Genomic DNA, 23,516 nt, shown 5'->3' with positions numbered 1-23,516 from the left:
GGCCTCATGGTGGTGTTGCCCCGGCTTAATAGCCCGCGTCGCGATCGACAAGGTGCAGAAAACCCAGCCCCGCCTCGCCGCGGCGAATATTCTCGGCAATCACACGTGATGCCGACGGCGGCCGGGTTTCCGAGGCGATGTGCGGCGTCACGGTGACCTTGGGATGCGCCCAGAACGGATGGTCTTGCGGCAATGGCTCGACCCGGAAAACATCCAGCGTGGCATGGCCGACATGGCCGTCGTCCAGCGCCTGCAACAGGGCGTCGTCGTCGAGCAGCGGGCCGCGTCCCGGGTTGATCACCACCGCGCCGGGCGCCAGAAGGTTCAGGCTGGATGCGTTCAGGATACTGTCGGTTTGCGGCGTCGCAGGCAGCAACAGCACGACGATCTGCGCCCCGCGCAGCGCCTGTGCCAAACCTTCGTCACCATGCAGGCAGCGCACGTGCGCGACACGCTTTTCGGACCGGCTCCAACCGGTGACCGGAAAACCAAGGCCGCGCAGGGCCCGCGCGCAGGCGCGCCCCAGCGCCCCCATGCCCAGGATCGTCACGGGCCGCTCATGTGACAGCGGCGGCGCGACAGGGTCCCACCGGTGGTCGGGGTTCACGATATGCGCGTCCATGCCCAGATGGTGGCGCAGCACGTGCCCTGTCACCCATTCGACCATGCCCTGGGTCAGGCCCTCTTCGTCGACCATGCGGGCCAGCGGGACCCGCAGGGTCCGGTTGCCCACCACGCCTTCGACCCCGGCCCAAAGGTTCAGAACCGCCTTGAGCTGCGTAAAGGGGGTAAAGTCCTGCACATCCGAATTTGGCGCGTAAACGATGTAATCCACCTGTTCGGGCGGCATCTGTGTCGCCAGGACATAGTCGACCCCGGCCGCATCCAGCGCTTCTTTCAGGGGGGCTTCGTAAAGGTCCCAGCGCGAGGCATGGGCCGAAAAAAGGATATGTGCAGTCATCTATCGGGGCCTGTGGATATGGGCGCTTTGAACCAGGCCAAAGGCGATCATCAGCACCAGCATGGCCGATCCGCCATAACTCACCAATGGTAAAGGGACCCCTACCACCGGCGCCAGACCCATGACCATTGACATGTTCACGGCAAAGAACAGGAAAAAGGTCAGCCCGATGCCCAGCGTCATCAGCGACGAAAACCGGTCCTTGTTCTGGATCGCCGAAAAGATGCAGAACACCACCACCAGCACGTAAAGCGCCAGCAGCGATATGCCGCCGATGAACCCGAATTCCTCGGCAAGGGTGTTGAAGATGAAATCGGTGTGCTTTTCCGGCAGGAAGTTCAGGCGCGATTGCGTGCCCTGCATGAAACCGCGCCCGGTCCAGCCGCCCGATCCCATGGCGATCTTGGCCTGGGTGATGTGATAGCCCGATCCCAGCGGGTCCGAGGACGGGTCAAGAAAGGTGTCGATCCGGCGGAACTGATAGTCCTTGAGCAACTGCCATTCCGTGCCGCGGCTTTCGAAAACGGCCCAGATGCCCGCGACCCCGGCGGCAATGACCGTCGCGAAATAGGCCCAGTGCACACCCGCAAGGAACATCATCAGCCCGCCGCCCACGGCCAGCAAAAGCGCAGTGCCAAGGTCGGGCTGGGTCAGCGTCAGGAAGGTCGGCAAAAGGATGAAGATGATCGGCAGCAGCACCCACAGCGGGCGCGAGGTCTTGTTCAGGGGCAGCCAGTCGTAATAGGCGGCCAGGAACATGACCAGCGTGATCTTCATCAACTCTGAGGGTTGCAGGCGCATGAAGCCAAGGTCGATCCAGCGCTGGGCCCCCATGCCGATGGCGCCGAAGAATTCGACCAGCAGCAACAGGAACAGCGCCAGAAGATAGGCAACCAGCGCGATATTGCGCCAGAACCAGATCGGCACCATGGCGACGAAGAACATCGCCGCAAGCCCCAGCCCATAGCGTTTCATCTGCGGTTCGGCCCATGGCGTGAAGCTGCCCCCGGCAACGGAATACAGCATCAGGAACCCGACGCTGGCCACGGCGGTCAAAAGCACCACCAGCGGCCAGTTCAGGTGCAGGATCTTGCGCCAGCCGGTCGGGACCGTCTTGATGGAATACTCAAGATAGCTCATGCGCGGCTGTTCCGTTCGGCGATGCGGGCCTCGCGTTCGCGGGCCAGCCGTTCCTGCTGGGCCTCGATTTCGGCGCGCAGCCCGGTCGGATAGGCATCCAGCGGCGGATCGCCCCCATAAAGCGCCTGAAGCGTCACGTCGCGGCCAATCGGAGCCGCCGCGGTCGACCCGCCGCCGCCATGTTCGACCACCACCGACACCGCGATGGTCGGGTTCTCGTAGGGGGCGTAGTTGACGAAAAGCGCGTGGTCGCGTTCTTCCCAGGGCGCGTCGTTCTTGACGATCCGGTTCAGCACCTGCGCCGTGCCGGTCTTGCCCGCCATCCGGTATCCTTCGCCGATGATCCGCGACCGATAGGCGGTGCCGCGCCGGTCGTTGGTCACCGCGTACATGCCGCGCCGCACCTGCCGCAGGTGGTTTTCGTTCAGCCCGATGCTGGTGCCGCCGCGATGCGGGGTTTCGATGCCGTTGATGCTTTTGACCAGGCGGGGGGTGACGCTGCGCCCGGTGGCGATGCGCGCGCTCATCACCGCCAGTTGCAGCGGCGAGGTCAGCACAAAGCCCTGACCGATCGAGGCGTTGACGCTGTCGCCGATAACCCAGGCACTGCCGCGTTCGCGCAGTTTCCAGGCCTTGTCGGGCATCAAGCCGGCGGTGACGGCGGACATTTCCAGGTCATGCGCTTCGCCAAGGCCCAGCTTGCGGCCCATGGCGGCGATGTTTTCGATCCCGACCTTAAGGGCCAGGTCGTAGAAATAGACGTCACAGCTTTCGCGCAGGGCGGTTTCCAGGTTCATGTGGCCGTGGCCGCTGCGTTTCCAGCAATGAAAGCGCCGCGATCCGACCTCCATATGGCCGGGGCACCAGACGGTGTCCTCGGTGCCGACGACGCCCGCCTCCATCGCGGCCAGGGCGGTGACCATCTTGAAGGTCGAGCCGGGCGGATAGGCATCCTGCACCGTCTTCGAGGCCAGCGGGCGGTGGTTGTTGTCGCGCAATTCGCTGTAATCGGCGACCGAGATCCCGCGCACGAACTTGTTCGGATCGTAGGACGGCGCCGAGGCGATGGCCAGCAGATCGCCCTTTTCCAGGTCCATCACCACGACGCTGGCAGATTCCTCGCCCAGGCGCGCCTTGACGTATTCCTGCAACCCGCTGTCGACGGTCAGCTGGATGTCGGCGCCTGCCTCGCCCTCGCGGCGGTCGAGTTCGCGCATGACGCGGCCGACGGCGTTGACCTCGACCCGCTTGGCGCCGGCATTGCCGCGCAGCTCTTCCTCGAACTTGGATTCGACACCGACCTTGCCGATCTGGAACCGCGGGATGCGCAGCAGCGGCGGCGGGTCTTCGAACCGCGACAGGTCGCGGTCGGACACCGGGCCGACATAGCCGACCACATGGGCAAAGGTATCGCGCATCGGATAGACGCGGCTGTAGCCTTCTTCGGGGGTGACGCCGGGCAGGGCAGGGGCGTTCACGGCGACGCGGCTGATGTCCTCCCAGCTGACGCGGTCGGCGACGGTGACCGGAAAGAAGGGCGCGGTGCGTTTCATTTCCGCCTGGGCGCGGTTCAAGTCGTCCTCGTCCAGCTCGACCAGCATGGACAGGCGGGCGATCACCGCGTCGACGTCATCGGCATCTTCGCGCACCAAGGTGATGCGATAGGTCGGCTCGTTCTCGGCGATCACCAGCCCGTTGCGGTCAAAGATGCGGCCGCGCGCGGGGGGGATCAGGCGGATGTTGATGCGGTTTTCTTCGGCCAGCAGGCGGAATTCATCGGCCTGGTCGACCTGCATGTGCCGCATCCGCAGGGCCAGCACCCCGGCAAAGGCCAACTGTGTCCCGCCCAGGATCAGCCCGCGTCGGGAAATGCGCAGGGCGCTTTCGGCAGTTTCACGCGGTGTGCGTCTCATGTGCTGCGTCCCATTGGATCGATCTCACCGGGGGCCGACCGCCGCACCCGCAGCACCACATGCGAAATGGCGACGATCACGGGATAGGCAATCACCGTCATGGCGAATTGCATCACTGTCAAGAAAAGCGCTCCACCGGGCACAATCAAGAGGCCAAGCACCGTCCGGTACGCCAATGTGATCGCAAAAAGGATCATGGCGACGGTCAGCCATTCGGCAACAAAGGTCGTGTCGCGCATCCGCCGGTCCCGCCGTTTGAGCCATTCGGACGCCACCAGCACCAGCAGCGCCCAAAGCCCCGGAGGCCGCCCGAACAGCATGTCGGCCAGCAGCATGACCCCGGCGATCAGCAGCGCCGGCACATAGTCGGGCCGGCGCAGCGCCCAGGCAAAGGTCAGCGCGACCAGTAAGTCGGGTCCGGCAAAGTGGCGCGGCGTGGTTTGCAGCGGCAGCAGGTGCATGAACATCACCAGCAGCGCCAGCGCCAGGTAGGCGGCGCGCATGGCCCAGATATGTCCGGGGCCGCGTTCAACCATCGGGCTGGGTATCCGTTTCGGGCGTTGCTGCGGCATCATCCGCAGGATCGCCCGCATCGGGCAAGTCGCGCGGCAGGATCAGCGCGCTGGGGCTGGACACCCGGCGCGCGCCGTGATCGCGCAGCACCCGCAGGAATTCCAGGCGCTCGTAATCCGCCGCCAGCCGGGCGCGCAGGCGGCCGCCCGGGTCCTGCGCGACCTGGCCAACAACCAGTCCGGGCGGAAAGACCTCTCCGTCGCCGCTGGTCACGATGCGATCGCCCGGGCGCACCAGGTCGGGGTTTTCCAGAAAGTCGATGGGCGGCGCGGCGGTGTTGTCGCCGACCACCAGCGCGCGCTGTCCCGATGGCTGGATTTCCACCGGGATGCGGCTGGTCGTATCGGTCAGCAGGATCACGCGGCTGGTCTGCTTGCCGACGCCGGACACCCGGCCCACAAGGCCGATCCCGTCCATGGTGGCCCAGCCATCGACGATGCCGTCGCGGCTGCCGACGTTGATCAGCACCGATTGCCGGAACGGGCTGCCGCTGTCGGCCAGCACGACGCCGGTGATATAGGTCAGGCGCGGGTCCAGCTGCACGTTGTTCAGATCGCGCAGCCGGGCGTTTTCCTGCTCCAGCTGCAGGGCGGCCTCTTTCCAGGCGGTCATCTGGCGCAATTCGCGGCGCAGTTCCTGGTTTTGTTCGTGGATGCGCTGATAGCTTTGGAAATCGCGCAGGATGTTCACCGCGCCGGTCACCGGCGCCATGGCCCAATCCATGTTGGGAACCACGGCATCGACAACGCGCGCGCGAAACCGTTCGACGCGCGGGCTGTCGATTCGCCACAGCAGGAATGTGCCCAGCAGGCACAGCGCCAGGATCGCGAAAAGCAGGCGCTTTAGCGGCGTGGTGAAATCATCGCTGGATCGGTCGTAGGCCACGGAGCCTCCGAGGGATGGAAATGCCAGGAGTGTACTGGCCAAGAGTGTACTGGAACGGCGCACACATGTGCAAATTTCCGTGCGTCAGGGATCAGCTGTCGTAGTCGATCACGTGGCGCAGCTGCTTTTCGAATTCAAGCGCCTTGCCAGTGCCCATGGCCACGCAGTTCAGCGGTTCATCGGCGATCGACACGGCCAGGCCGGTCTGTTCGCGCAGGGCCAGGTCCAGATCGCCCAGCAGCGCGCCGCCGCCGGTCAGCATGACGCCGCGGTCGACGATGTCGGCGGCCAGGTCGGGCGGGGTGCTTTCCAGCGCCGTCATCACCGCTTCGCAGATCTGCTGGACGGGTTCGGACAGGGCCTCGGCCACCTGGGCCTGGCTGATCTCGGTTTCCTTGGGCACGCCGTTCAGCAGATCGCGGCCGCGGATCTGCATGGAGCTGCCGCGCCCGTCGTCGGGCATGCGGGCGGTGCCGATGCTGGTCTTGATCCGTTCGGCGGTGGATTCGCCGACCAAAAGGTTCTGCTGGCGGCGCAGGTAGTTGATGATCGCCTCGTCCATGCGGTCACCGCCCACGCGGACCGAGCGGGCATAGACGATGTCGCCCAGCGACAGCACGGCCACCTCGGTGGTGCCGCCGCCGATGTCGACGACCATGTTGCCGGTGGGATCGGTGATCGGCATCCCCGCGCCGATGGCTGCGGCGATGGGTTCAGAGATCAGGCCCGCCTTGCGCGCACCGGCGGACAGCACGGACTGGCGGATCGCGCGCTTTTCAACCGGGGTCGCGCCGTGCGGGACGCAGACGATGACCTTGGGCTTGGAAAAGGTGCTGCGCTTGTGAACCTTGCGGATGAACGCCTTGATCATCGCCTCGGCGGTGTCAAAGTCGGCGATCACGCCTTCGCGCATCGGGCGGATCGCCTCGATGCTGCCGGGGGTCCGTCCAAGCATCAGCTTGGCGTCCTCGCCCACGGCCAGGATTTTCTTGACGCCATCCTTGACGTGGTAGGCCACCACCGACGGCTCGGACAGGATGACACCGCGCCCTTTCACGTAGACCAGCGTGTTCGCCGTCCCGAGATCGATCGCCATATCCGCCGAAAACGCGCCGAGTAGTTTGTCCAGTCCGAACATCATAGACCTGCCTCAAATTGTAGAAAGGCCCGCGACCCCCCGGGTCCGGACCAGATGCCCTTATAGGACCGCTGGCATTGGGGGAAAAGGGCAAGAATCCCTGAAATCAGCGTGAAACCGCCGCAGCATGACGCTTTGCGCAACAAACAACCTTTGACAGGTCGGGGCAGGGGGAACAGACTTGGCCGCATTCCACAAATCCATTGAGAGAGGGTGACATGCACCGATTTTTCAAGACATTGCTGGCCACGCTTGTGGCCATTCCCGGGGCGGTTTTTGCCGATTCCTGCTGGGATCATAACGGGTCCGTGATGCGGCTGGCCGATGATGGTCCGAACCGCTGGTTCTATTACGAATCCCCCCGGCAGGCGCTGTGGTCGTCCGGGGTGCAGTCGGGGACGCTGTTGTTCAACGGCACCAAGAACGGCGATTGGTACGCCGGGACGGCGCGGGTCTTTTCATCGTCCTGCATGGGCAATCCGCTGGAATACTGGGTCGAAGGGCCGGTCTGGCACAATCCTCTCAGGGTTGTTCTGGAAGGCACGCGCGAGGTCTATTCCGGCTGCCAGCCGACAGGGCGGATGACCACGGACCGGTTGGTGTTCACCTATCTCTACGGTTGCTGAGCCGCGGATTGCGCAACAATCGCGTGGCATGGCGTGGTCCTCGTGCAGGGGGGCGGCGTTGGAATTGCTGAAAAAACGCCCAAAATTGTCGGGGCCTTGCCCTTCTGTTGCCCTGTTTGCCTGTTTCCTTTGGGGCAACAACGGCAATCAGGAGGGCGGCCATGTTTCGTCTTGTCATAGGGGCGGTCAGCGCGATCATCTTTGGGCTGTTTTCACTAGGGGCCACCGATTACATGCGCCAGGCGGTCTATGCCGGGGTCTCGCCCGGTGAATTCGGGCTCAGCGGCTGGACCCAAAGCTTTGTCGAACGCGGCAAGGCGGCGGCGCGGCGCGCGCGGCTCGAGGCGCGGCGCGACGGGCCCTTGCGCGATTATTTCCCCGATGCCCCCGCCGGGTGGGAGCGTGTGGAATGGACCCGCGCGCACGAAGAGTACCTGGACGGCCCCAAACGCGCGGTCAGCCAGACCGAACAGGACATGATGTCCGAGATCGAGGCCATCCCGTCCTACCAGGCGATGAAGGCCCTTGACACGGCGGTGGGCGCGGGGCGCGATCTGGCCCGCTCCAAACGCGCCTGGGTCTATACGCGCGGCGGCGACATGGTCATTCTGTCGGCGCGTTTCGTCGATCCCAAACCCGCCGGCCGATCCGGCATGTTCGCCAGCATTTCCCAAAACGTTGCAAGCGTCGATGGCGGGTCATACCGCGTTGTCAAAGCCTACAGCGGCGTGGCGTTCAGCGAGCGCCAAAGCTGGAGCAACTCGGAGAAAAAGGCGCGCCGGTTGCGCGCCAAAATCGGCGAGGAACTGGAAATCACCGTGCGCAGCAATGCCAGCCTGGCGGCGGTTGGCCGTGTCCTGAAGGGCATCCGCTATGATGATCTGCGCGCCCTGGTCGACGCCCCGACAGGTGACGCCCCGGCGCAACGGCAACAGGAACTCACCGCCGAGTTGAAACGGCAAGAGCAGGCCGCCAAGCGCCGCCACCAAGAGGAACTGCAGCGCATCGAACTCAAGCTGGACCGCATGAAGGGCGGAGCGCGTGCACGCGGCGAACAAGAGGTCTGCCTGACCCAAGACGACAAACGCTATTGCGCCTGGGTCGACTGACGGCGCGCCGCCCTGAATTGACCAGACGATGAAAGTCGCCTTTGCCATTGCGGGTGTGATCGCACTGGGCTTTGGCGCGGCGGCCCGCATACGTGGCCAGCGTGATCAACCGGCTGGACGTTGGCGGCATCGTCGGACTGATGTTTCGCAAATCGTTGATGATCCAGCCGACCCTGCACGATGCACCTGCCGGATGGGATTGCCACGTCTGATCGCAGGTCCCTGACGAATACTGATGTTCCGACGCCCAGAACAAACCGCAGAACACCATTTCCTTTCGGCCGAATCCCGCACCACGCCCTTTGGCGCTGCCGCGCCTCGCCTGCGCGCCGCTTTTCGCGCGCCAAGTCGGTTTTGAACCTGCAAATGTCGGCTGGGTGGTGCGAAAATCGCTGGGTCTTGTAAACGTCACTCAACCATCTGAGTGACCGGAGCGACACGCCCATGAAAACCCAAGTCAAAGCCCTAGTTGTCGGCGGCGGTGCCGTTGGCACGTCGATTGCCTATCACCTTGCGAAAGCGGGCTGGGACGACGTCATGCTGCTGGAACGGGACGAGCTGACATCCGGGTCAACCTGGCACGCGGCGGGGCTGCTGCCGCTGTTCAACATGTCCTTTGCCACGACGCATATCCACAAATACTCGGTCGATTTCTACAAGACGCTCGAGGCGGAAACCGGGCTGAACGCCGGCTTTGCCGTGGTCGGCAACCTGCGCATGGCGCAAACGCAGGAACGCATGGATGAATACATGCTCTACGCCTCGACCGCAGAAACCTGCGGCGTGCCCTACGAATGGCTGACCCCGGATGAAATCAAGGCCCGCTGGCCGCTGATCCGCACCGACGATCTGAAAGGCGCGCTGTACCACAACACCGATGGCTACATTAACCCCGCCGACGTGACGCAGGCGATGGCCAAGGGCGCCCGCCAGCGCGGGGTCGAGATTGTCCGCAAACTGCAGGCCGACGCCTATCACTGGACCGGCACCCATTGGGAGGTGACCTGTTCGAAGATGGTGGAAAAGGGCGGCAACCTTGTGGCGTCGGACGAACAGGTGGTCATCACCGCCGAACACGTGGTCACCGCCAGCGGCAACCACGCGCAGCGCACCGCCCGCCAGTTGGGCATCAAGATCCCGGCGATCCCGGTCGAACACCAGTTCATCGTCATGGATCAGGACCCCGCGCTGGTGAAATACCGCGCCGAGGGTGGCAAGGAACATCCCGTGGTGCGCGACGCAGATGCGCAAAGCTATGTGCGCGAGGAACGCGGTGGCTGGATCCTGGGCGTCTACGAGAAAAACGCCCCGGCGGTCTTTGAATATGGCGTGCCGGACAGCTTCCGCGCCGATCTTTTCCCGCTGGACCTTGAGCGGATCGAAAGCCAGTACATGGCGATGATCCACCGTATTCCGTCCTGCGAAGAAAGCGGCCTCAAGGACGATTTCAACGGTCCGATCTGCTATACCCCCGATGGTAACCCGCTGGTCGGCCCCGCGCCGGGCCTGCGCAACATGTGGCTGGCCGAGGGCTTCAGCTTTGGCATCACTGCCGCAGGCGGCACCGGCTATTATCTGGCCCAGATGATGGTGGACGGCGAGGCCGAGATCGACATGGCCTCGCTTGATCCCAAGCGCTATGGCCAGAACTGGATGACCACCGAATTCGCCGCACGCAAGAACGAAGAGTGCTACGATCACGTCTATATCCTGCACCACCCGGACGAAGAACGCCCGGCCTGCCGACCCCTGCGCACCGCGCCGGTCTATGACCGCCAAAAGGCGCTGGGCGCGCAGTTCGGTTTCGTCAACGGGTGGGAGCGCCCCAATTATTACGGCCCGCTCGATGCGCCCGAGAATTTCGACCACGATTCGCGCAGTTTCCGCCGCGGCGGCTGGTGGCAATACGCCGTGGACGAGGCAAAGGCCGTGCGCGAGGCCGCCGGCCTGATCGACGCCACCGCCTTTACCAAGCACGTGGTCAAGGGCCCCGGCGCGACCCAATTTCTGGATTGGTTCACCTGCAACAAGCTGCCCAGCATCGGCCGGATCAACCTGACCTACGCCCTGACATCCAAGGGCACCACGCGCACCGAATACACCATCGTGCGGCTGGCGCAGGACGAATACTACCTTGTCTCCGCAGGCGCCTGGACAGCCTATGACGCGGATTTCCTGCGCAAGGCGGCGCAGGACAAAGCCCCCGAATTCGGCTATATCGAAATTCAGGACGTCACGACCCAGTGGGGCGTTTTCGCCATCGCCGGTCCGAAATCGCGCGACGTGCTGAACGAACTGGTCAAGGATGCCGATCCCGCAACCGTCCTGTCGAACAAGCGGTTCCCCTGGCTGACCATGCGCAACATCGAATTGGGCATGTGCCCGGTGCGCGCCATCCGCGTCGCCTATACCGGCGAGCTGGGCTGGGAATTGCATCACCCGATCGAAATGCAGAATTACCTCTGGGATCAGCTGCTGAAAGCAGGCGAAAAGCACGGGCTGAAACTGGTCGGCGCACGGGCGCAGAACTGGCTGCGTCAGGAAAAATCCTATCGCGCCTTTGGCAACGAACTGGGCCGCGACGCGACCCCGCTCGAGGCGGACCTGCCGCGCTTTGTCGACCTGTCCAAGGAATTCCATGGCAAGGCCGAGCTGGAGGCCACCGGCATCCGGTCCAAGTGCTGCACCCTGCTGATCGACGGACCCGCCGACGCCGACCCCTGGGGCCGCGAGGCGCTTTATACCCCCGAAGGCACCCGCGTCGGGCGCCTCACCTCGGGCGGCTATTCCGTGGCTTTCGGCAAGTCGATCGGCATGGGGTACGTCAAACCCGAAATGGCCGTCGAAGGAACCAGGCTGAAGGTCAAGATGCTGGACCAGCTCTGGGATGCCACCGTCACCTGCGACAGCCCCTATGACCCCGGGAACGACGTTATCCGCAAGGACGGCTGACAAAGGGCTGCGGGTCAGGCCGGCTCTGGCCCGCAGACTGCACGACAAGCAGCGCCACAGACGGGGCGCTGCCGGATCAACTCAGCGGTGTCCGCCAGACGGACAGGGCCCGCCCTGCCAGGCTGCCGGACAACAGGCCGGCGATGGATCCGTAGCCGGCCGCGAACAGGATGCCGCCCGCCAGGTCCGGCGCGATCCCCTGCGTCATCCCGACAGCGAAATTGACCACGAACAGCGTCAGGATCGTGACCATGGTCACGGCTTCACCGCGCAGGACAACCCGCCTGGCGCTGCGCGACACCGTCCACTTGGGTTGCGCCGCATGGCCCAGCCCCGCACCCACCACCCAGGCCAGTGCCAGCGCCAGAACCGCAGCCCAACCCAATCGCGACGCGGTGTTCAGCGACAAAAGCCCCAGCAGCGGCAGCGCATAGATCACAAGCACCGGGCTGGACCGATCCCCAAGGGCACGCAGGCCCAGAACGATCAGGCCCAAAAGCAGCGGAAAGACCCAAAGCGGGATGGTGGAAAGGATGGACGACATGGCAGGCTCCTGCGGTTGATTTCCCCGCTTCCTGCGCCGCCTTGATCCATTGCAACAGCGGCAATACGCGAAAAACGCCCGGCTTTCGCCAGCCGCCACCATCCGCAATTCGCGCCGCGTCAATGACGGGTGGTTGTCATCCCGGGCAATGCCCATAGGTTATCGGCATCCCGGCCGCTAGCGGCCAACCACACCATAAAGGAGGCCACCATGGGCCTGAACGTCTACCTGTCCGGCGAAATCCACACCGACTGGCGCGAACAGATCATCAAGGGCGCGCAGGGGTTGGACATTACCTTTACCGCTCCGGTCACCGATCACGCCGCCAGCGACGATTGCGGCGTCGCCATCCTGGGCGCGGAACCCAACAAGTACTGGCACGACCACAAGGGCGCGATGATCAACGCCGTCAGAACCCGCAAAGGCCTGCAAGATGCCGACGTGGTCGTCGTGCGCTTTGGCGACAAGTACAAGCAATGGAACGCCGCCTTCGATGCGGGCTATGCCGCCGCGCTGGGCAAATCGCTGATCATCCTGCAACAACCCGATCACGACCACGCCCTCAAAGAGGTCGACGCCGCCGCCCTCGCCGTCACCCGCACGCCGCAGCAGGTCGTCGAAATCCTGCGCTACGTGCTGACGGGCGCGCTCCCGTCCTGATTTCTTTGTGCCGCAAATATCCCGGGGGGTCTGGGGGGCTGGCCCCCCATGTCCCGCCCTGTCAGCCCTCGCGCGGGGGCGTGTTCAGCCCGACCTGCACCGACGGGCGCGCCAGGAACCGCTCCAGGTAGCGGACGCAATTGGGGTGATCGGCCCAGCCCACCACCTCGCGCGCGCCGTAGATCTCCAGCGCCCGTAGCCAGGGCGCCAGCGCGATATCCGCGATCGAATAGTCCCCGGCGATCCAGTCACGCCCCTCCAGTGCCCCTTCGATCACCTTCAGCAGGCGCCGCGCCTCATTGATATAGCGGTCACGCGGGCGGGGATCCTCGATCTGCGTTCCGGCGAATTTGAAAAAATAGCCAAGCTGGCCGAACATCGGACCGACGCCGCCCATCTGGAACATCAGCCATTGCAGGATTTCCAGCCGCCGCGCCGGACTGTCCCCCAACAGCATCCCCGATCTCTCGGCCAGGTAGATCAGGATCGCCCCGCTTTCGAACAGCGCCAGGGGCTGCCCGCCGGGGCCGTTCGGGTCGATGATCGCCGGGATTTTGTTGTTGGGGTTCAGCGACAGGTATTCGGGGCTTTTGACATCCGTATCCGACAGGGTGACGCGATGCGCCTCATAGGGCAGGCCCGTTTCCTCAAGCGCGATGGACGCCTTGACACCATTCGGCGTCGGAAAGGAATAGAGCTGTATCCGGTCCGGGTGCCGGGCGGGCCAGCGCTGCGTCACCGGGAAATCGGCCAGGTCGGTCATCGAAGGCTCCTGTGTTTGGCGGGGAATGCCGGCAATTTATTCCCTCATGCGGGATGCATCTTTTTCGTGCAGTCAGACATCATAAACGTCTATTAGGAACCATGGGGCACGACAAGCGGCCCCTTGGACAGTGGGGAATACAATGCTTCAAGAATTCAAGGCCTTCATCGCCAAGGGCAATGTCATGGACATGGCCGTTGGTATCATCATCGGCGCCGCCTTCACCGCGATCGTGACATCGCTGGTCGGCGACATCATCAACCCGATCATCGCGCTGTTCACCGGCGGCATGGATTTCTCGGGCTGGTTCTATGCGCTGGATGGCAACGACTATGCCTCGATTACCGCCGCCGAAGAAGCCGGCGCACCGATCTTTGCAGTGGGCCGTTTCGTGATGGCCATCATCAACTTTCTGATCATCGCCTTCGTGGTGTTCATGCTGGTCAAGATGGTCAACCGCGTCAAGGACGCCGCCGCCAAGAAAGAAGAAACCGCAGCAGAAGAGGCGCCCGCAGGCCCGACCCAGCTGGACGTGCTTCTGGAAATCCGCGACGCCCTGAAGAAGTAAGCGCCGCAGCAGCATCCAAAGGCCCGCCCCACGTGGCGGGCCTTTTTCGTTGGTTGCGCACCGGGGGTGTCATTGGCTATGACGCAGGCGCGCCCGGAGCCATTCCATGACCCAGACCATCAAACTTGCCATTGGCAGCGTCGCTGTCGCCTTCGTCGTTCTGGCGATCAAGACCGTGGCCTGGCAGATGACCGGATCGGTCGCTCTGATGTCCGACGCGCTGGAAAGCATCGTGAACGTCGCCACCGCGCTGGCGGCGCTTTGGGCGGTGCGTGTCGCGGCAATCCCGGCGGATGAACGGCACCCCTTTGGCCACCACAAGGCCGAGTATTTCAGCGCCGTTCTCGAAGGCGTTCTGATCGTCATCGCCGCCGTGTTCATCCTGCGCGCCGCTTCGGTCGCGCTGTTCAACCCGCCGGTCCTGATGCGGCCCTGGCCGGGCCTTGCGGTGAACCTTCTGGCCTCGGTGATCAATGCCGCCTGGTGCTGGATCCTGTTGCGGCAGGGGCGGCGGCTACGCTCGCCTGCCTTGCTGGCGGACGGGAAGCACCTGTTGTCCGACGTGGTGTCCTCGGTCGGGGTGACGGCGGGGGTCCTGTTGGCCATCGTCACCGGCTGGTTCTGGCTGGACGCGGTTCTGGCCGCGGCGGTGGCGGTGAACATCCTGTGGTCGGGCTGGCAGGTGATCCGTGCCTCGGTCGGCGGGCTTATGGACGAATCCGTGCCGCTGGCCGATCTGGATGAAATGCGAGAGTTGATCGCCGCCAATGCCGACGGCGCGGTCGAGGCGCATGATCTGCGGGCGCGCCACGCCGGCAGCGCGACCTTTGTGGAATTTCACCTTGTCGTCCCCGGAGAGATGAGCGTGGACGCAGCCCATGACATCTGTGACCGGCTCGAGGCGGCCCTGAAGGCCGCCATCAGTCAGTGTACCGTCACCATCCACGTCGAGCCCGAGCACAAGGCAAAGCACTCGGGCATCGTGGTTCTGTAGCGCGGATTACGCGATCACCGATGCCGGGGCGACCACGTCGATCCCCAGCGCCTTGCCCACCGCGTCATAGGTCAGCTGTCCAGCGTGCACGTTCAACCCGTTCAGCAGGTGCGGATCGTCGGCGCAGGCCTTTTTCCAACCCTTGTCCGCCAGCGCCAGCATGAAGGGCATGGTGGCATTGCCAAGCGCGATGGTCGAGGTGCGCGCCACGGCGCCGGGCATGTTGGCGACGCAGTAATGCATGATCCCGTCGACCTCATAGACCGGATCGGCATGGGTGGTGGCGCGCGACGTCTCGAAACAGCCGCCCTGGTCGATGGCCACGTCCACCAGCGCCGCGCCCGGCTTCATCGAGGCGAAATCGGCGCGTTTGACCAGTTTGGGCGCGGCAGCGCCGGGCACCAGAACGGCGCCGATCACCATGTCGGCCTGCGCCAGGTGTTCGGCCAGAAGCCCCGCGCTGGAATAACCGGTGCGGAAGCTGCTGCCAAAGACGTCATCAAGATAGCGCAGGCGGTTGAGCGAGCGGTCCAGAACGGTAACCTCGGCGCCCATCCCGGCGGCGACGCGCGCCGCATGGGTGCCGACAACGCCGCCGCCGATGACCAGAACCCGCGCGGGGCCGACACCGGGCACGCCGCCCATCAGCACGCCGCGCCCGCCATTGGCCTTTTGCAGCGTCCATGCACCGACCTGCGGTGCCAGCCGCCCTGCAACCTCGGACATCGGGGCCAGCAGGGGCAGGCCGCCGCGATCGTCGGTCACGGTTTCATAGGCGATGGCAGTGCAGCCCGAGGCCAGCAGGTCATGGGTCTGCTCGGGGTCGGGGGCAAGATGCAGGTAGGTGAACAGCAACTGACCTTCGCGCAGCATCTTGCGCTCGGCGGGCTGGGGTTCCTTGACCTTGACGATCATGTCGGCGGCGGCAAAGATTTCCTGCGCGGTGCCGATGATGGTCGCGCCGGCGGCCTGGTAATCCTCGTCGGTGAACCCTGCGCCCAGTCCGGCGCCGGTTTCGACGATCACCTGATGGCCATGGCCAACCGCTTCCTGAGCGGCATTCGGGGTCAACCCGACGCGGAATTCCTGGGGTTTGATTTCTTTCGGGCAACCGATCTTCATGGGATCCTCCTGAGCGCTGTCGTCACAGCATGCCGGTTTTCGCTTGCAATTTCCGTGCAGACTTGGTGCGCTGGACAGCAGGTTATCGAAAAATTCTTCGAAGAATGCGGCCAAAATCAGAAGGAATCTGCGGCAATGGAGCTGGACGAGACGGATCGCCGGATACTGCGCGTGCTTCAGCGCGAAGGGCGCATTTCCAACGCCGATCTGTCCGAACGGGTCAACCTGTCGCCTTCGGCCTGTCACCGGCGCGTGCAACGGCTGGAAGCCGAAGGCATCCTGCGCGGCTATGTCGGGCTGCTGGACGCGCGCAAGATGGGGTTCCCGACCACCGTTTTCGTCGAAATCACCCTGCAGGCGCAGGCCGACGATGTGCTGGATGCTTTTGAAAAGGCGGTGGCGCGGGTGCCCGATGTTTTGGAATGCCACCTGATGGCAGGCACCGCCGACTATATCCTGAAGGTCGTCGCCGAAGGCACCGAAGATTTCGCCCGCATCCACCGCCAATACCTGACGCGGCTGCCCGGGGTTGCTCAAATGCAATCTTCTTTTGCGCTTCGAACCGTGTTCAAGACGACGGCCCTGCCGGTCTAGTTAACGACGACTTAGCCATTTTTTGCGAAAGTCTGGCCTCCAGCAGGAGGGCCGGATGGCTTTCAGTATCTACGCGATTGACAATGAATTTGCTGTTGCCACCGGCAGCAACATTGGCACGTCCGTGGGAAAGTCGCGCTTTGACAACCCGCCGAACGGGTCCAAGGATCTGGTGATCACCACGCATGACGGCGACGACGACCCGCGCCTGTTCGAACCCGGCGACGTCTATGACGTGTCCTGGGGCGGCGCTGGCGGCGGCAGCATCATGAATGCGGTCGTGATGCGCAGCGATCCGTCGCCCACCGTCAGTGGCGGGGTCATCGTGTTCAAGGGTACGGACGAAAACGGCGATCCGGCCGAGGTGGTCTGGACGCCGGGTGTGGACCTGGAAAACTGGTACTGGACCAACTACAATCCATCGGCCGAGCCGCAGTTCTACACGGCGGATCAAAACTCCGGCTACAGTCACGAATTCGTCTGTTTCGAAAAGACCGTGCGCCTTCACACGCCGCTGGGACTGCGCCGCGCCGGCAGTCTTGAGGTGGGCGACAAGGTCTGTACCTGGGCGGGGCCTGCGGCCACGGTGCAGTGGATCGGTCGCAGGACGGTCGAGGCCATGGGCAAATCCGCCCCCGTGCGGTTTTCACGCGGGGCGATCGGGAATTTCGCACCGATCAAGCTGTCTCCTCAGCACCGCGTTCTGATCACCAGCCCCAAGGCCGAGGACAAGCATGGCTCTCGCGAGGTGCTGGTGCCGGCCATCGCCCTTGTCGATGAGGCCAAGATCAGGCGGGTGCCACGAAAACAGGTGACTTATGTCCATATCCTGTTGGATCGGCACGATATCCTGATCGCGGCTGGCGCTCCGTGCGAAAGCCTGCTGCCTGGGCGCCGGGTGATGGAGTGCCTGCCGCCGGAGGATCGCGCGGCGGTCCGCAAGATCATCGGCGAAAAGGGCCTGACGCCGTGCCGCCCGGTGCTGAGCGTGCGCGAGGCCATGGAACTGATCTCTGGCCGGGGGCTGCCAAAGCGGGAAGCGGCCTTGATCTGACCCCTCGTGGCGGTCCATCGTGGCCCAGGGCTTTGGGGGATCGCATGGCGGACTGGGATCATATCATCGTGGGCGCGGGCAGCGCCGGTTGCGTTCTGGCCAAACGGCTGAGCGAGGCCGGGCGCCGTGTCCTGCTGCTCGAGGCGGGCGGCAAGGACAATTACCATTGGGTCCATATCCCCATGGGCTATCTGTACTGCATCAACAACCCGCGCACCGACTGGTGTTATCGCACGGCGCATGACCCCGGTCTGAACGGGCGGTCCCTGCTGTATCCGCGTGGCAAGGTGCTGGGCGGATGTTCGTCGATCAACGGCATGCTGTATCTGCGCGGGCAGGCGGCGGATTATGACGGCTGGCGGCAGATGGGGCTGACGGGCTGGGGCTGGGACGACGTGCTGCCCTATTTCAAGCGCTCCGAAGACTATGTCGAAGGCCCGTCCGAGATGCACGGCGCAGGCGGCGAATGGCGGGTCGAAAACCAGCGCCTGCACTGGGACGTGCTGGATGACTGGATGGAGGCCGCCCATGCCGAAGGGCTGCCCAAGGTCACAGATTTCAACACCGGCGACAACGAGGGGGTCGGCTATTTCCGGGTGAACCAGCGGGGCGGCTGGCGGATGAACACGGCCAAGGCCTTTTTGCGGACGGCGACGAACGACCGCCTCAAGGTCGAAACCCGGGCGCAGGCCAAACACCTGATCCTTGACGGCGGACAGGTGGTGGGCGTGGCCTATGACCGGAACGGCCAGCCGCAAGAGGCACGCTGCAGCGGCGAGGTGATCCTGTCGGCGGGGGCGGTGAATTCGCCGCAGATCCTGCAACTGTCCGGGATCGGACCCGCGGCGCAGCTGGCAGAGCTGGGGATTGCCGTTCACAAGGATGCGCCGGGGGTCGGCGCCAACCTGCAGGACCATCTGCAACTGCGCTGTTCGTGGCGGCTGGAGGGGGCGAAGACGCTGAACACCATAGCCAATTCGCTGTGGGGCAAGGCGATGATCGGGCTTGAATACGCGCTCAGGCGGTCCGGGCCGATGTCGATGTCGCCGTCGCAACTGGGTGCCTTTGCCAAATCGCGCGAGGATCTGGCGACGCCGGATCTGGAATACCATGTGCAGCCCCTGTCGCTGGGCGCCTTTGGCGAGCCGTTGCACGATTACCCGGCGATGACCGCCTCGGTCTGCAACCTGCGCCCCGAAAGCCGGGGCACGATCACGCTGGCCTCGGGAGATTATCGCGATGCGCCGGTGATCGCCCCGAATTACCTGTCAACCGAAGGCGACCGGCAGGTGGCGATCGCGGCGATCCGTCAGGCGCGCCGGATCATGGCGCAAGGCCCGATGCGGCGCTACAACCCGCAAGAGGTCAAGCCGGGGCCGTCGTTCGAAAGTGATGCGGATCTGGCAAGGGCGGCGGGTGATATCGGCACGACGATCTTTCACCCGGTCAGCACGGTGCGCATGGGACCCGAGCCCGCGGCGCCGCTGGATGCGCAGTTGCGGTTCAAGGGGCTTGGCGGGCTGCGGGTGGTCGATGCCAGCGTGATGCCGACGATCACCAGCGGCAACACCAATTCCCCGACGATCATGATCGCCGAAAAGGCGGCGGACATGATCCTTGGCCGGGCTCAGGGCTGAATGAAGTTTTCGGCGAAAATCTTGTTCAGCGTCAGGGTTTCGGGTGATCGTCGTATTCGCCCGACAGGATGCGCCGGGCGTCGCCTTCGGGGTCGTCATACTGGTTCGACCGGATGGTAAAGACGAAAAAGGCAAGGCCTGCTCCGCCAAGGACCAGCGAAATCGGGATCAGGTAGGTCAGGATGTTCACGGCATTTACCTCAGGCGCAGGGCGTTCAGGGACACCGTAATCGAACTGGCCGACATCGCCAAGGCGGCGATCAGGGGCGAGCACAGCCCGGCAACGGCCAGCGGAACGGCAATCACGTTGTACCAGCTGGCGATGGTAAAGTTTTCCCGGATGCGGCGCGTGGCGTTTTGCGCGGTGCGCGTGGCTTCGGGGATGGGGGCCAGCGAATTGCCCAGCAGCACGATGTCCGAGGCGACGCGCGCCGCGTCCAGCGCCGAGGCCGGAGAAATCGAGGCATGGGCCGCCGTCAGCGCGGCCGTGTCGTTCAGCCCGTCCCCGACCATCAGCACCTTGGCGCCATCGCGGGTCAGGGCGTCGATCCGGCCGGCCTTGTCCTGGGGCAGGGCTTCTGCCAGCCATTGCGCGATGCCAAGCCGCTTTGCCAGCGCCTCGACCGCGGCGGTGGTGTCGCCGGACATCAGGATCACCGTCTTGCCGGCCTCTTGCAGCCCGCGGACGGCCTCTTCAGCGCCATCGCGCAGGCGGTCGGTAAAGGTAAAGGCCTGCGCCGGGCCATCCCCGACACGCAGCCAGGCCGATGTCATCTCGCCGGCGCTGCCGCCAACCCAGCTTGCGCGGCCCAGGCGGACCATCTGGCCGTTCCAGTCGCCCTGAGCGCCATAGCCTGGCACCTCGGTGATCGCGGTCACCGGGGCGGGCGTGATGCCCGCCGCACGGGCCGCAGCACTCAGCGATTGCGACAAGGGGTGCGACGACCCCATCGCCAGCGCCATGGCGATTTCCAGGTCGCGGCGGGTGAAATCATCGAGGTTGGTCAGTTCCGGCGCGCCGGCGGTCAGGGTGCCGGTCTTGTCAAACACGACGGTATCGACCTGGGCCAGCCGCTCGAGCGCGGTGGCGTCCTTGATCAGCAGGCCGCGTTTGAACAGACGCCCCGAGGCGGCGGTGGTCACCGCCGGCACCGCAAGACCCAGCGCACATGGGCAGGTGATGATCAGCACGGCGGCGGCGATGTTCACCGCGACGCGCAGGTCGCCCGAATACATGTACCAGCCGATGAAGGCCAGGGCCGACAGGATGTGCACCCCCGGCGCATACAGCTTGGCCGCCTTGTCCGCCAGCGAGGTATAGCGCGACCGCCCGCTTTCCGCGACGGCGACCAGATCGGCCATGCGGTGCAACGAGGTGTCGCGGCCCACGGCCGTCGCGCGGATCAGCAGCGGGCCGGTCAGGTTGACCTCGCCTGCGCTGACCTCGCGGCCCGGTTCGGCAAAGATCGGCAGGGTTTCCCCGGTCAGCAGCGACCGGTCCAGTTCGGATGTGCCTTCGGTGATCACGCCGTCGACGGGCATCCGGCTGCCGGGCCGCACGCGCAACAGATCGCCAACCGCCAATTCGGAGACCGACACCTTTTCTTCGCCGTCGTCGGTCAGGCGCCAGGCGCGCGGCACTTCCAGCGCGGCCAGTTCTTCGGCCGCGCTGCGCGCAACCGAGCGGGTCCGGTGGTCCAGGTAACGGCCGGTCAGCAGGAAAAAGGTCAGGGCGATGGCGGCGTCGAAATAGGCATGTTCCCCCGACAGCGATGTTTCCCAAAGCGAGGTGGCAAGCGCCAGCAGGATGGCCAACGAAATCGGCACGTCCATGTTCAGCGCCCCGGCGCGCAGGGCGGTCCAGGCGTTGCGAAAGAAGGGCTGCGCCGAAAAGGCCACGGCCGGCAGCACGATGGCCGCCGAAATCCAGTGGAACAGATCGCGGGTTGCGCCCTCGGCGCCGGACCAGACCGCGATCGACAGCAGCATCACGTTCATCGACGCAAAGCCCGCGACCGCCAGCCGCATCAGCAATTCGCGCCCCGCGCGGTCGGTCTGGGTGGCGGCCAGCGCCGTGGTGTCCAGTTCGTGCGCCTCGTAACCGGCGCCGGTGACCAGCGGGATCACGTCTGCGGCGGTGACATCGGCGTCGGCCTCGATGCTGACGCGTTTCATCGTCAGGTTCACCCGGGCCGATCGCACCCCCGGCGCGGCGTTCAGCGCCCGTTCGACCGCGGCCATGCAGGCGGCGCAGTGGATCGTCGGCAAGGACAGCACGATATGCGCCTTGATCGGTTCCTGCGCGGCGGCCAGCGCCTCGGCTGAGGGGGCGGCAGAGCAGGCGGGGCAAGCCGAAACCGGGCTGCGCAGGGTGGCGGTCATGTCATCAGCCTCCGATCGACATTTCCAGACGCTGTTCGAATTCGGTGCCGTCCAGCGCCGTGGCCTTGAGCCAGACATCCCAGTTTCCGGGGTTCAGCTCGACATAGGCGACATAGGCCTGGCCGTTGTAGGCGAATTCGGGCACGCGGTCTTCGCTGACGTTGGTGGGGCGGCCCACCGTCGCGTCCAGCTTGCCGACCTGGACGGGGCGGCCGTCCTTGTCGGTGATCGACAGGATCAGCCGGTCGTCCTCCAGCTGCGCCTTGATCGACCAACCCAGCGATTCCTGCTGCGCCTTGCGCTGGTTGAAGGTTTGGCTGGCCACGTAGGAATTCTTGACCTCGAGCCCGGGGAAGGTTTTGACCGCGTTGTAGGCCAGCGCCAGGTTGACCCCGATGATCACGGCAAAGGCGCCGCCAAAGATGCCCAGCACATGCCAGCCCGTCAGTTTGCGTTCGCGCGCCATCAGTTGGCCCTTCCGTTGAAGATGGTGTCGTTATGTGCCCGGTCGCCGTTGGTCAGATCCTCGACCCAGAAGCGGAAGGGAATGCGTTCCGATTCAGCGGCTTCGGAGCCCTTGGGCGCGATCACATAGACCTTTTGCAGGAAAGTTTCGTTCGCGGGAACCTGCACGGTTTCATAAGGCGTGCCTTCCAGCTGGACGCGCAAGAATTCATTGCCCGTCACCGAGATGCGGAAGGGCCGCGATTCGCCATGCTTGTTCAGAAGGCGCACGTCATAGGTGTTGCGGATCGACCCGTCGGACAGGGTCACAAAGGTCGGATTGCGCACCGGGGCCACGGTCATCTCGATCTCGGGGCGGATGAACAGGGCAAAGACCAGCCCGATCCCGACCAGCGACCACAGCGTGGTGTACAGGATGACCCGCGGCCGGAAGATGTGTTTCCAGACCGAGCGCGGCGGCTCGCCCGCGCGTTCGCGGGTTTCGTCGGAAAAGGCCAGGTAGTCGATCAGCCCGCGCGGCTTGCCGACCTTGTCCATCATGTCGTCGCAGGCGTCGATGCACAGCGCGCAGGTGATGCAGGCCAGTTGCTGGCCGTCGCGGATGTCGATCCCCACCGGGCAGACGTTCACGCAGGCATTGCAGTCGATGCAATCGCCCAGGCCTTCGCGGGCCTTGCCCTTGCCGCGCGGCTCACCGCGCCATTCGCGGTAGCCCACGGTCAGGGTGTCTTCGTCCATCATGGCGGCCTGGATGCGCGGCCATGGGCAGGCATAGATGCAGATCTGTTCGCGGGCAAAGCCGCCAAAGAAGAAGGTGATCACGCCCATGACGATGATCGTGGTATAGGCGATCGGATGGGCCTGGCCGGTGAACAGATCGACCAGAAGCGTCGGCGCATCGGTGAAATAGAACACCCAGGCGCCGCCGGTGGCGATGCCGATGGCAAACCAGATCGTCCATTTCGTCAGGCGCAGACGGAATTTGCGGAAATCCATCTTTTGCTGGCGATGCAGGCGCAGGCGGGCGTTGCGGTCGCCTTCGATCCAGCGTTCGACCAGGATGAACAGGTCGGTCCAGACGGTCTGCGGGCAGGCATAGCCGCACCACACCCGGCCCAGGGCCGAGGTGAACAGGAACAGGCCAAGCCCCGCCATGACCAGAAGCCCGGCAACAAAGTAGAATTCGTGCGGCCAGATCTCGATCCAGAAAAAGAAGAAGCGGCGCCCGGCAAGATCAAGCAGCACCGCCTGATCCGGCAGTTCCGGACCGCGATCCCAGCGAATCCACGGGGTGATGTAATAGACACCCAGCATGAGCGTCAAAAGCACCCATTTCAGGCTGCGGAATTTGCCCGACACGCGGCGCGGAAAGATCGGTTCGCGCGATTTGTACAGGCTGGGGGCGGGTGTATTGCTGTCGGACACGGGGGAATCGC

22 protein-coding genes are annotated in these 23,516 nt (G+C 64.6%); 9 read left to right on the top strand and 13 right to left on the bottom strand.

The window, feature by feature from the left end:
* Positions 1-25 precede the first annotated feature (25 nt).
* The 6 genes from QF118_RS18530 to QF118_RS18505 all read right to left on the bottom strand — a co-directional run bounded on the left by QF118_RS18530 (position 26) and on the right by QF118_RS18505 (position 6,610).
* On the bottom strand, positions 26-961 hold the full coding sequence (locus tag QF118_RS18530; protein ID WP_282300517.1) for a 2-hydroxyacid dehydrogenase: 936 nt from the start codon (positions 959-961) through the stop codon (positions 26-28).
* A complete protein-coding gene (gene rodA / locus QF118_RS18525) occupies positions 962-2,101 on the bottom strand; it encodes a rod shape-determining protein RodA (protein ID WP_282300516.1) in 1,140 nt (379 codons plus the stop codon).
* Positions 2,098-4,014 carry a penicillin-binding protein 2 gene (gene mrdA / locus QF118_RS18520; protein WP_282300515.1) on the bottom strand — a complete coding sequence of 639 codons (1,917 nt, stop codon included), beginning with the start codon at positions 4,012-4,014 and terminating at the stop codon, positions 2,098-2,100. The genes rodA and mrdA overlap by 4 nt, the downstream gene beginning before the upstream one ends.
* The gene (locus QF118_RS18515; RefSeq protein WP_282300514.1) at positions 4,011-4,550 is read right to left on the bottom strand and encodes a rod shape-determining protein MreD; all 540 of its coding nucleotides are present in this window, start codon (positions 4,548-4,550) and stop codon (positions 4,011-4,013) included. Before QF118_RS18515 ends, mrdA begins: the two co-directional genes overlap by 4 nt.
* Positions 4,543-5,472: a rod shape-determining protein MreC gene (mreC, locus tag QF118_RS18510; protein WP_282300513.1), complete on the bottom strand. Its 930-nt coding sequence runs from the start codon at positions 5,470-5,472 to the stop codon at positions 4,543-4,545. Before mreC ends, QF118_RS18515 begins: the two co-directional genes overlap by 8 nt.
* A gap of 91 nt (positions 5,473-5,563) precedes the next feature.
* Positions 5,564-6,610 carry a rod shape-determining protein gene (locus tag QF118_RS18505; RefSeq protein WP_282302512.1) on the bottom strand — a complete coding sequence of 349 codons (1,047 nt, stop codon included), beginning with the start codon at positions 6,608-6,610 and terminating at the stop codon, positions 5,564-5,566.
* 218 nt (positions 6,611-6,828) lie between these two features.
* Here QF118_RS18505 and QF118_RS18500 point away from each other — a divergent pair, with 218 nt between their 5' ends.
* From QF118_RS18500 to QF118_RS18490, 3 genes are all read left to right on the top strand, one after another.
* Positions 6,829-7,236 carry a hypothetical protein gene (locus QF118_RS18500; RefSeq protein WP_282300512.1) on the top strand — a complete coding sequence of 136 codons (408 nt, stop codon included), beginning with the start codon at positions 6,829-6,831 and terminating at the stop codon, positions 7,234-7,236.
* A gap of 161 nt (positions 7,237-7,397) precedes the next feature.
* Positions 7,398-8,345 (top strand): hypothetical protein, encoded by a 948-nt coding sequence (locus tag QF118_RS18495; protein ID WP_282300511.1) that lies wholly within the window; start codon positions 7,398-7,400, stop codon positions 8,343-8,345.
* Between the two features lie 444 nt (positions 8,346-8,789).
* Positions 8,790-11,297, top strand: a complete 2,508-nt coding sequence (locus tag QF118_RS18490; protein WP_282300510.1) for a GcvT family protein — start codon at positions 8,790-8,792, stop codon at positions 11,295-11,297.
* 76 nt (positions 11,298-11,373) lie between these two features.
* Here QF118_RS18490 and QF118_RS18485 read toward each other — a convergent pair whose 3' ends face one another.
* Positions 11,374-11,841, bottom strand: a complete 468-nt coding sequence (locus QF118_RS18485; RefSeq protein ID WP_282300509.1) for a hypothetical protein — start codon at positions 11,839-11,841, stop codon at positions 11,374-11,376.
* 210 nt (positions 11,842-12,051) lie between these two features.
* On the opposite strand from QF118_RS18485, the gene QF118_RS18480 reads away from it, so the two are divergent.
* A complete protein-coding gene (locus tag QF118_RS18480; protein WP_282300508.1) occupies positions 12,052-12,501 on the top strand; it encodes a YtoQ family protein in 450 nt (149 codons plus the stop codon).
* A 61-nt stretch (positions 12,502-12,562) separates the two neighbouring features.
* Here QF118_RS18480 and QF118_RS18475 read toward each other — a convergent pair whose 3' ends face one another.
* The gene (locus QF118_RS18475; protein WP_282300507.1) at positions 12,563-13,264 is read right to left on the bottom strand and encodes a glutathione S-transferase family protein; all 702 of its coding nucleotides are present in this window, start codon (positions 13,262-13,264) and stop codon (positions 12,563-12,565) included.
* 142 nt (positions 13,265-13,406) lie between these two features.
* Here QF118_RS18475 and mscL point away from each other — a divergent pair, with 142 nt between their 5' ends.
* A complete protein-coding gene (mscL, locus tag QF118_RS18470) occupies positions 13,407-13,832 on the top strand; it encodes a large conductance mechanosensitive channel protein MscL (protein ID WP_282300506.1) in 426 nt (141 codons plus the stop codon).
* A gap of 106 nt (positions 13,833-13,938) precedes the next feature.
* Entirely contained in the window at positions 13,939-14,826 is an 888-nt protein-coding gene (locus QF118_RS18465) for a cation diffusion facilitator family transporter (protein WP_282300505.1), read from the top strand.
* Between the two features lie 6 nt (positions 14,827-14,832).
* Here the strand turns inward: QF118_RS18465 and ald are convergent, their stop codons facing one another.
* Entirely contained in the window at positions 14,833-15,948 is a 1,116-nt protein-coding gene (gene ald / locus QF118_RS18460; RefSeq protein WP_282300504.1) for an alanine dehydrogenase, read from the bottom strand.
* Between the two features lie 135 nt (positions 15,949-16,083).
* Between ald and QF118_RS18455 the strand changes: the two genes are divergently transcribed.
* From QF118_RS18455 to QF118_RS18445, 3 genes are read left to right on the top strand one after another with little or no spacing between them, the layout of a single operon-like run.
* Entirely contained in the window at positions 16,084-16,542 is a 459-nt protein-coding gene (locus QF118_RS18455) for an Lrp/AsnC family transcriptional regulator (protein ID WP_282300503.1), read from the top strand.
* A 55-nt stretch (positions 16,543-16,597) separates the two neighbouring features.
* Positions 16,598-17,596 carry a Hint domain-containing protein gene (locus QF118_RS18450; RefSeq protein ID WP_282300502.1) on the top strand — a complete coding sequence of 333 codons (999 nt, stop codon included), beginning with the start codon at positions 16,598-16,600 and terminating at the stop codon, positions 17,594-17,596.
* Positions 17,597-17,640: 44 nt separating this feature from the next.
* Entirely contained in the window at positions 17,641-19,233 is a 1,593-nt protein-coding gene (locus tag QF118_RS18445; protein WP_282300501.1) for a GMC family oxidoreductase, read from the top strand.
* A 31-nt stretch (positions 19,234-19,264) separates the two neighbouring features.
* Here the strand turns inward: QF118_RS18445 and ccoS are convergent, their stop codons facing one another.
* From ccoS to ccoG, 4 genes are read right to left on the bottom strand one after another with little or no spacing between them, the layout of a single operon-like run.
* The gene (ccoS, locus tag QF118_RS18440) at positions 19,265-19,423 is read right to left on the bottom strand and encodes a cbb3-type cytochrome oxidase assembly protein CcoS (RefSeq protein WP_282300500.1); all 159 of its coding nucleotides are present in this window, start codon (positions 19,421-19,423) and stop codon (positions 19,265-19,267) included.
* Positions 19,424-19,428: 5 nt separating this feature from the next.
* The gene (locus QF118_RS18435; protein ID WP_282300499.1) at positions 19,429-21,615 is read right to left on the bottom strand and encodes a heavy metal translocating P-type ATPase; all 2,187 of its coding nucleotides are present in this window, start codon (positions 21,613-21,615) and stop codon (positions 19,429-19,431) included.
* 4 nt (positions 21,616-21,619) lie between these two features.
* Complete coding sequence (locus QF118_RS18430; protein WP_282300498.1) at positions 21,620-22,081, bottom strand: FixH family protein; 462 nt, start codon at positions 22,079-22,081, stop codon at positions 21,620-21,622.
* Entirely contained in the window at positions 22,081-23,505 is a 1,425-nt protein-coding gene (gene ccoG, locus QF118_RS18425; RefSeq protein WP_282300497.1) for a cytochrome c oxidase accessory protein CcoG, read from the bottom strand. The genes QF118_RS18430 and ccoG overlap by 1 nt, the downstream gene beginning before the upstream one ends.
* Positions 23,506-23,516 lie beyond the last annotated feature (11 nt).

The sequence above is a fragment of the Tropicibacter oceani genome, from assembly GCF_029958925.1.
In the GTDB taxonomy this organism is placed as follows: Bacteria; Pseudomonadota; Alphaproteobacteria; order Rhodobacterales; family Rhodobacteraceae; genus Pacificoceanicola; species Pacificoceanicola oceani.
The sequence above is the reverse complement of the archived record's forward strand: the minus strand, read 5'-3'. Positions and strand labels throughout refer to the sequence as shown.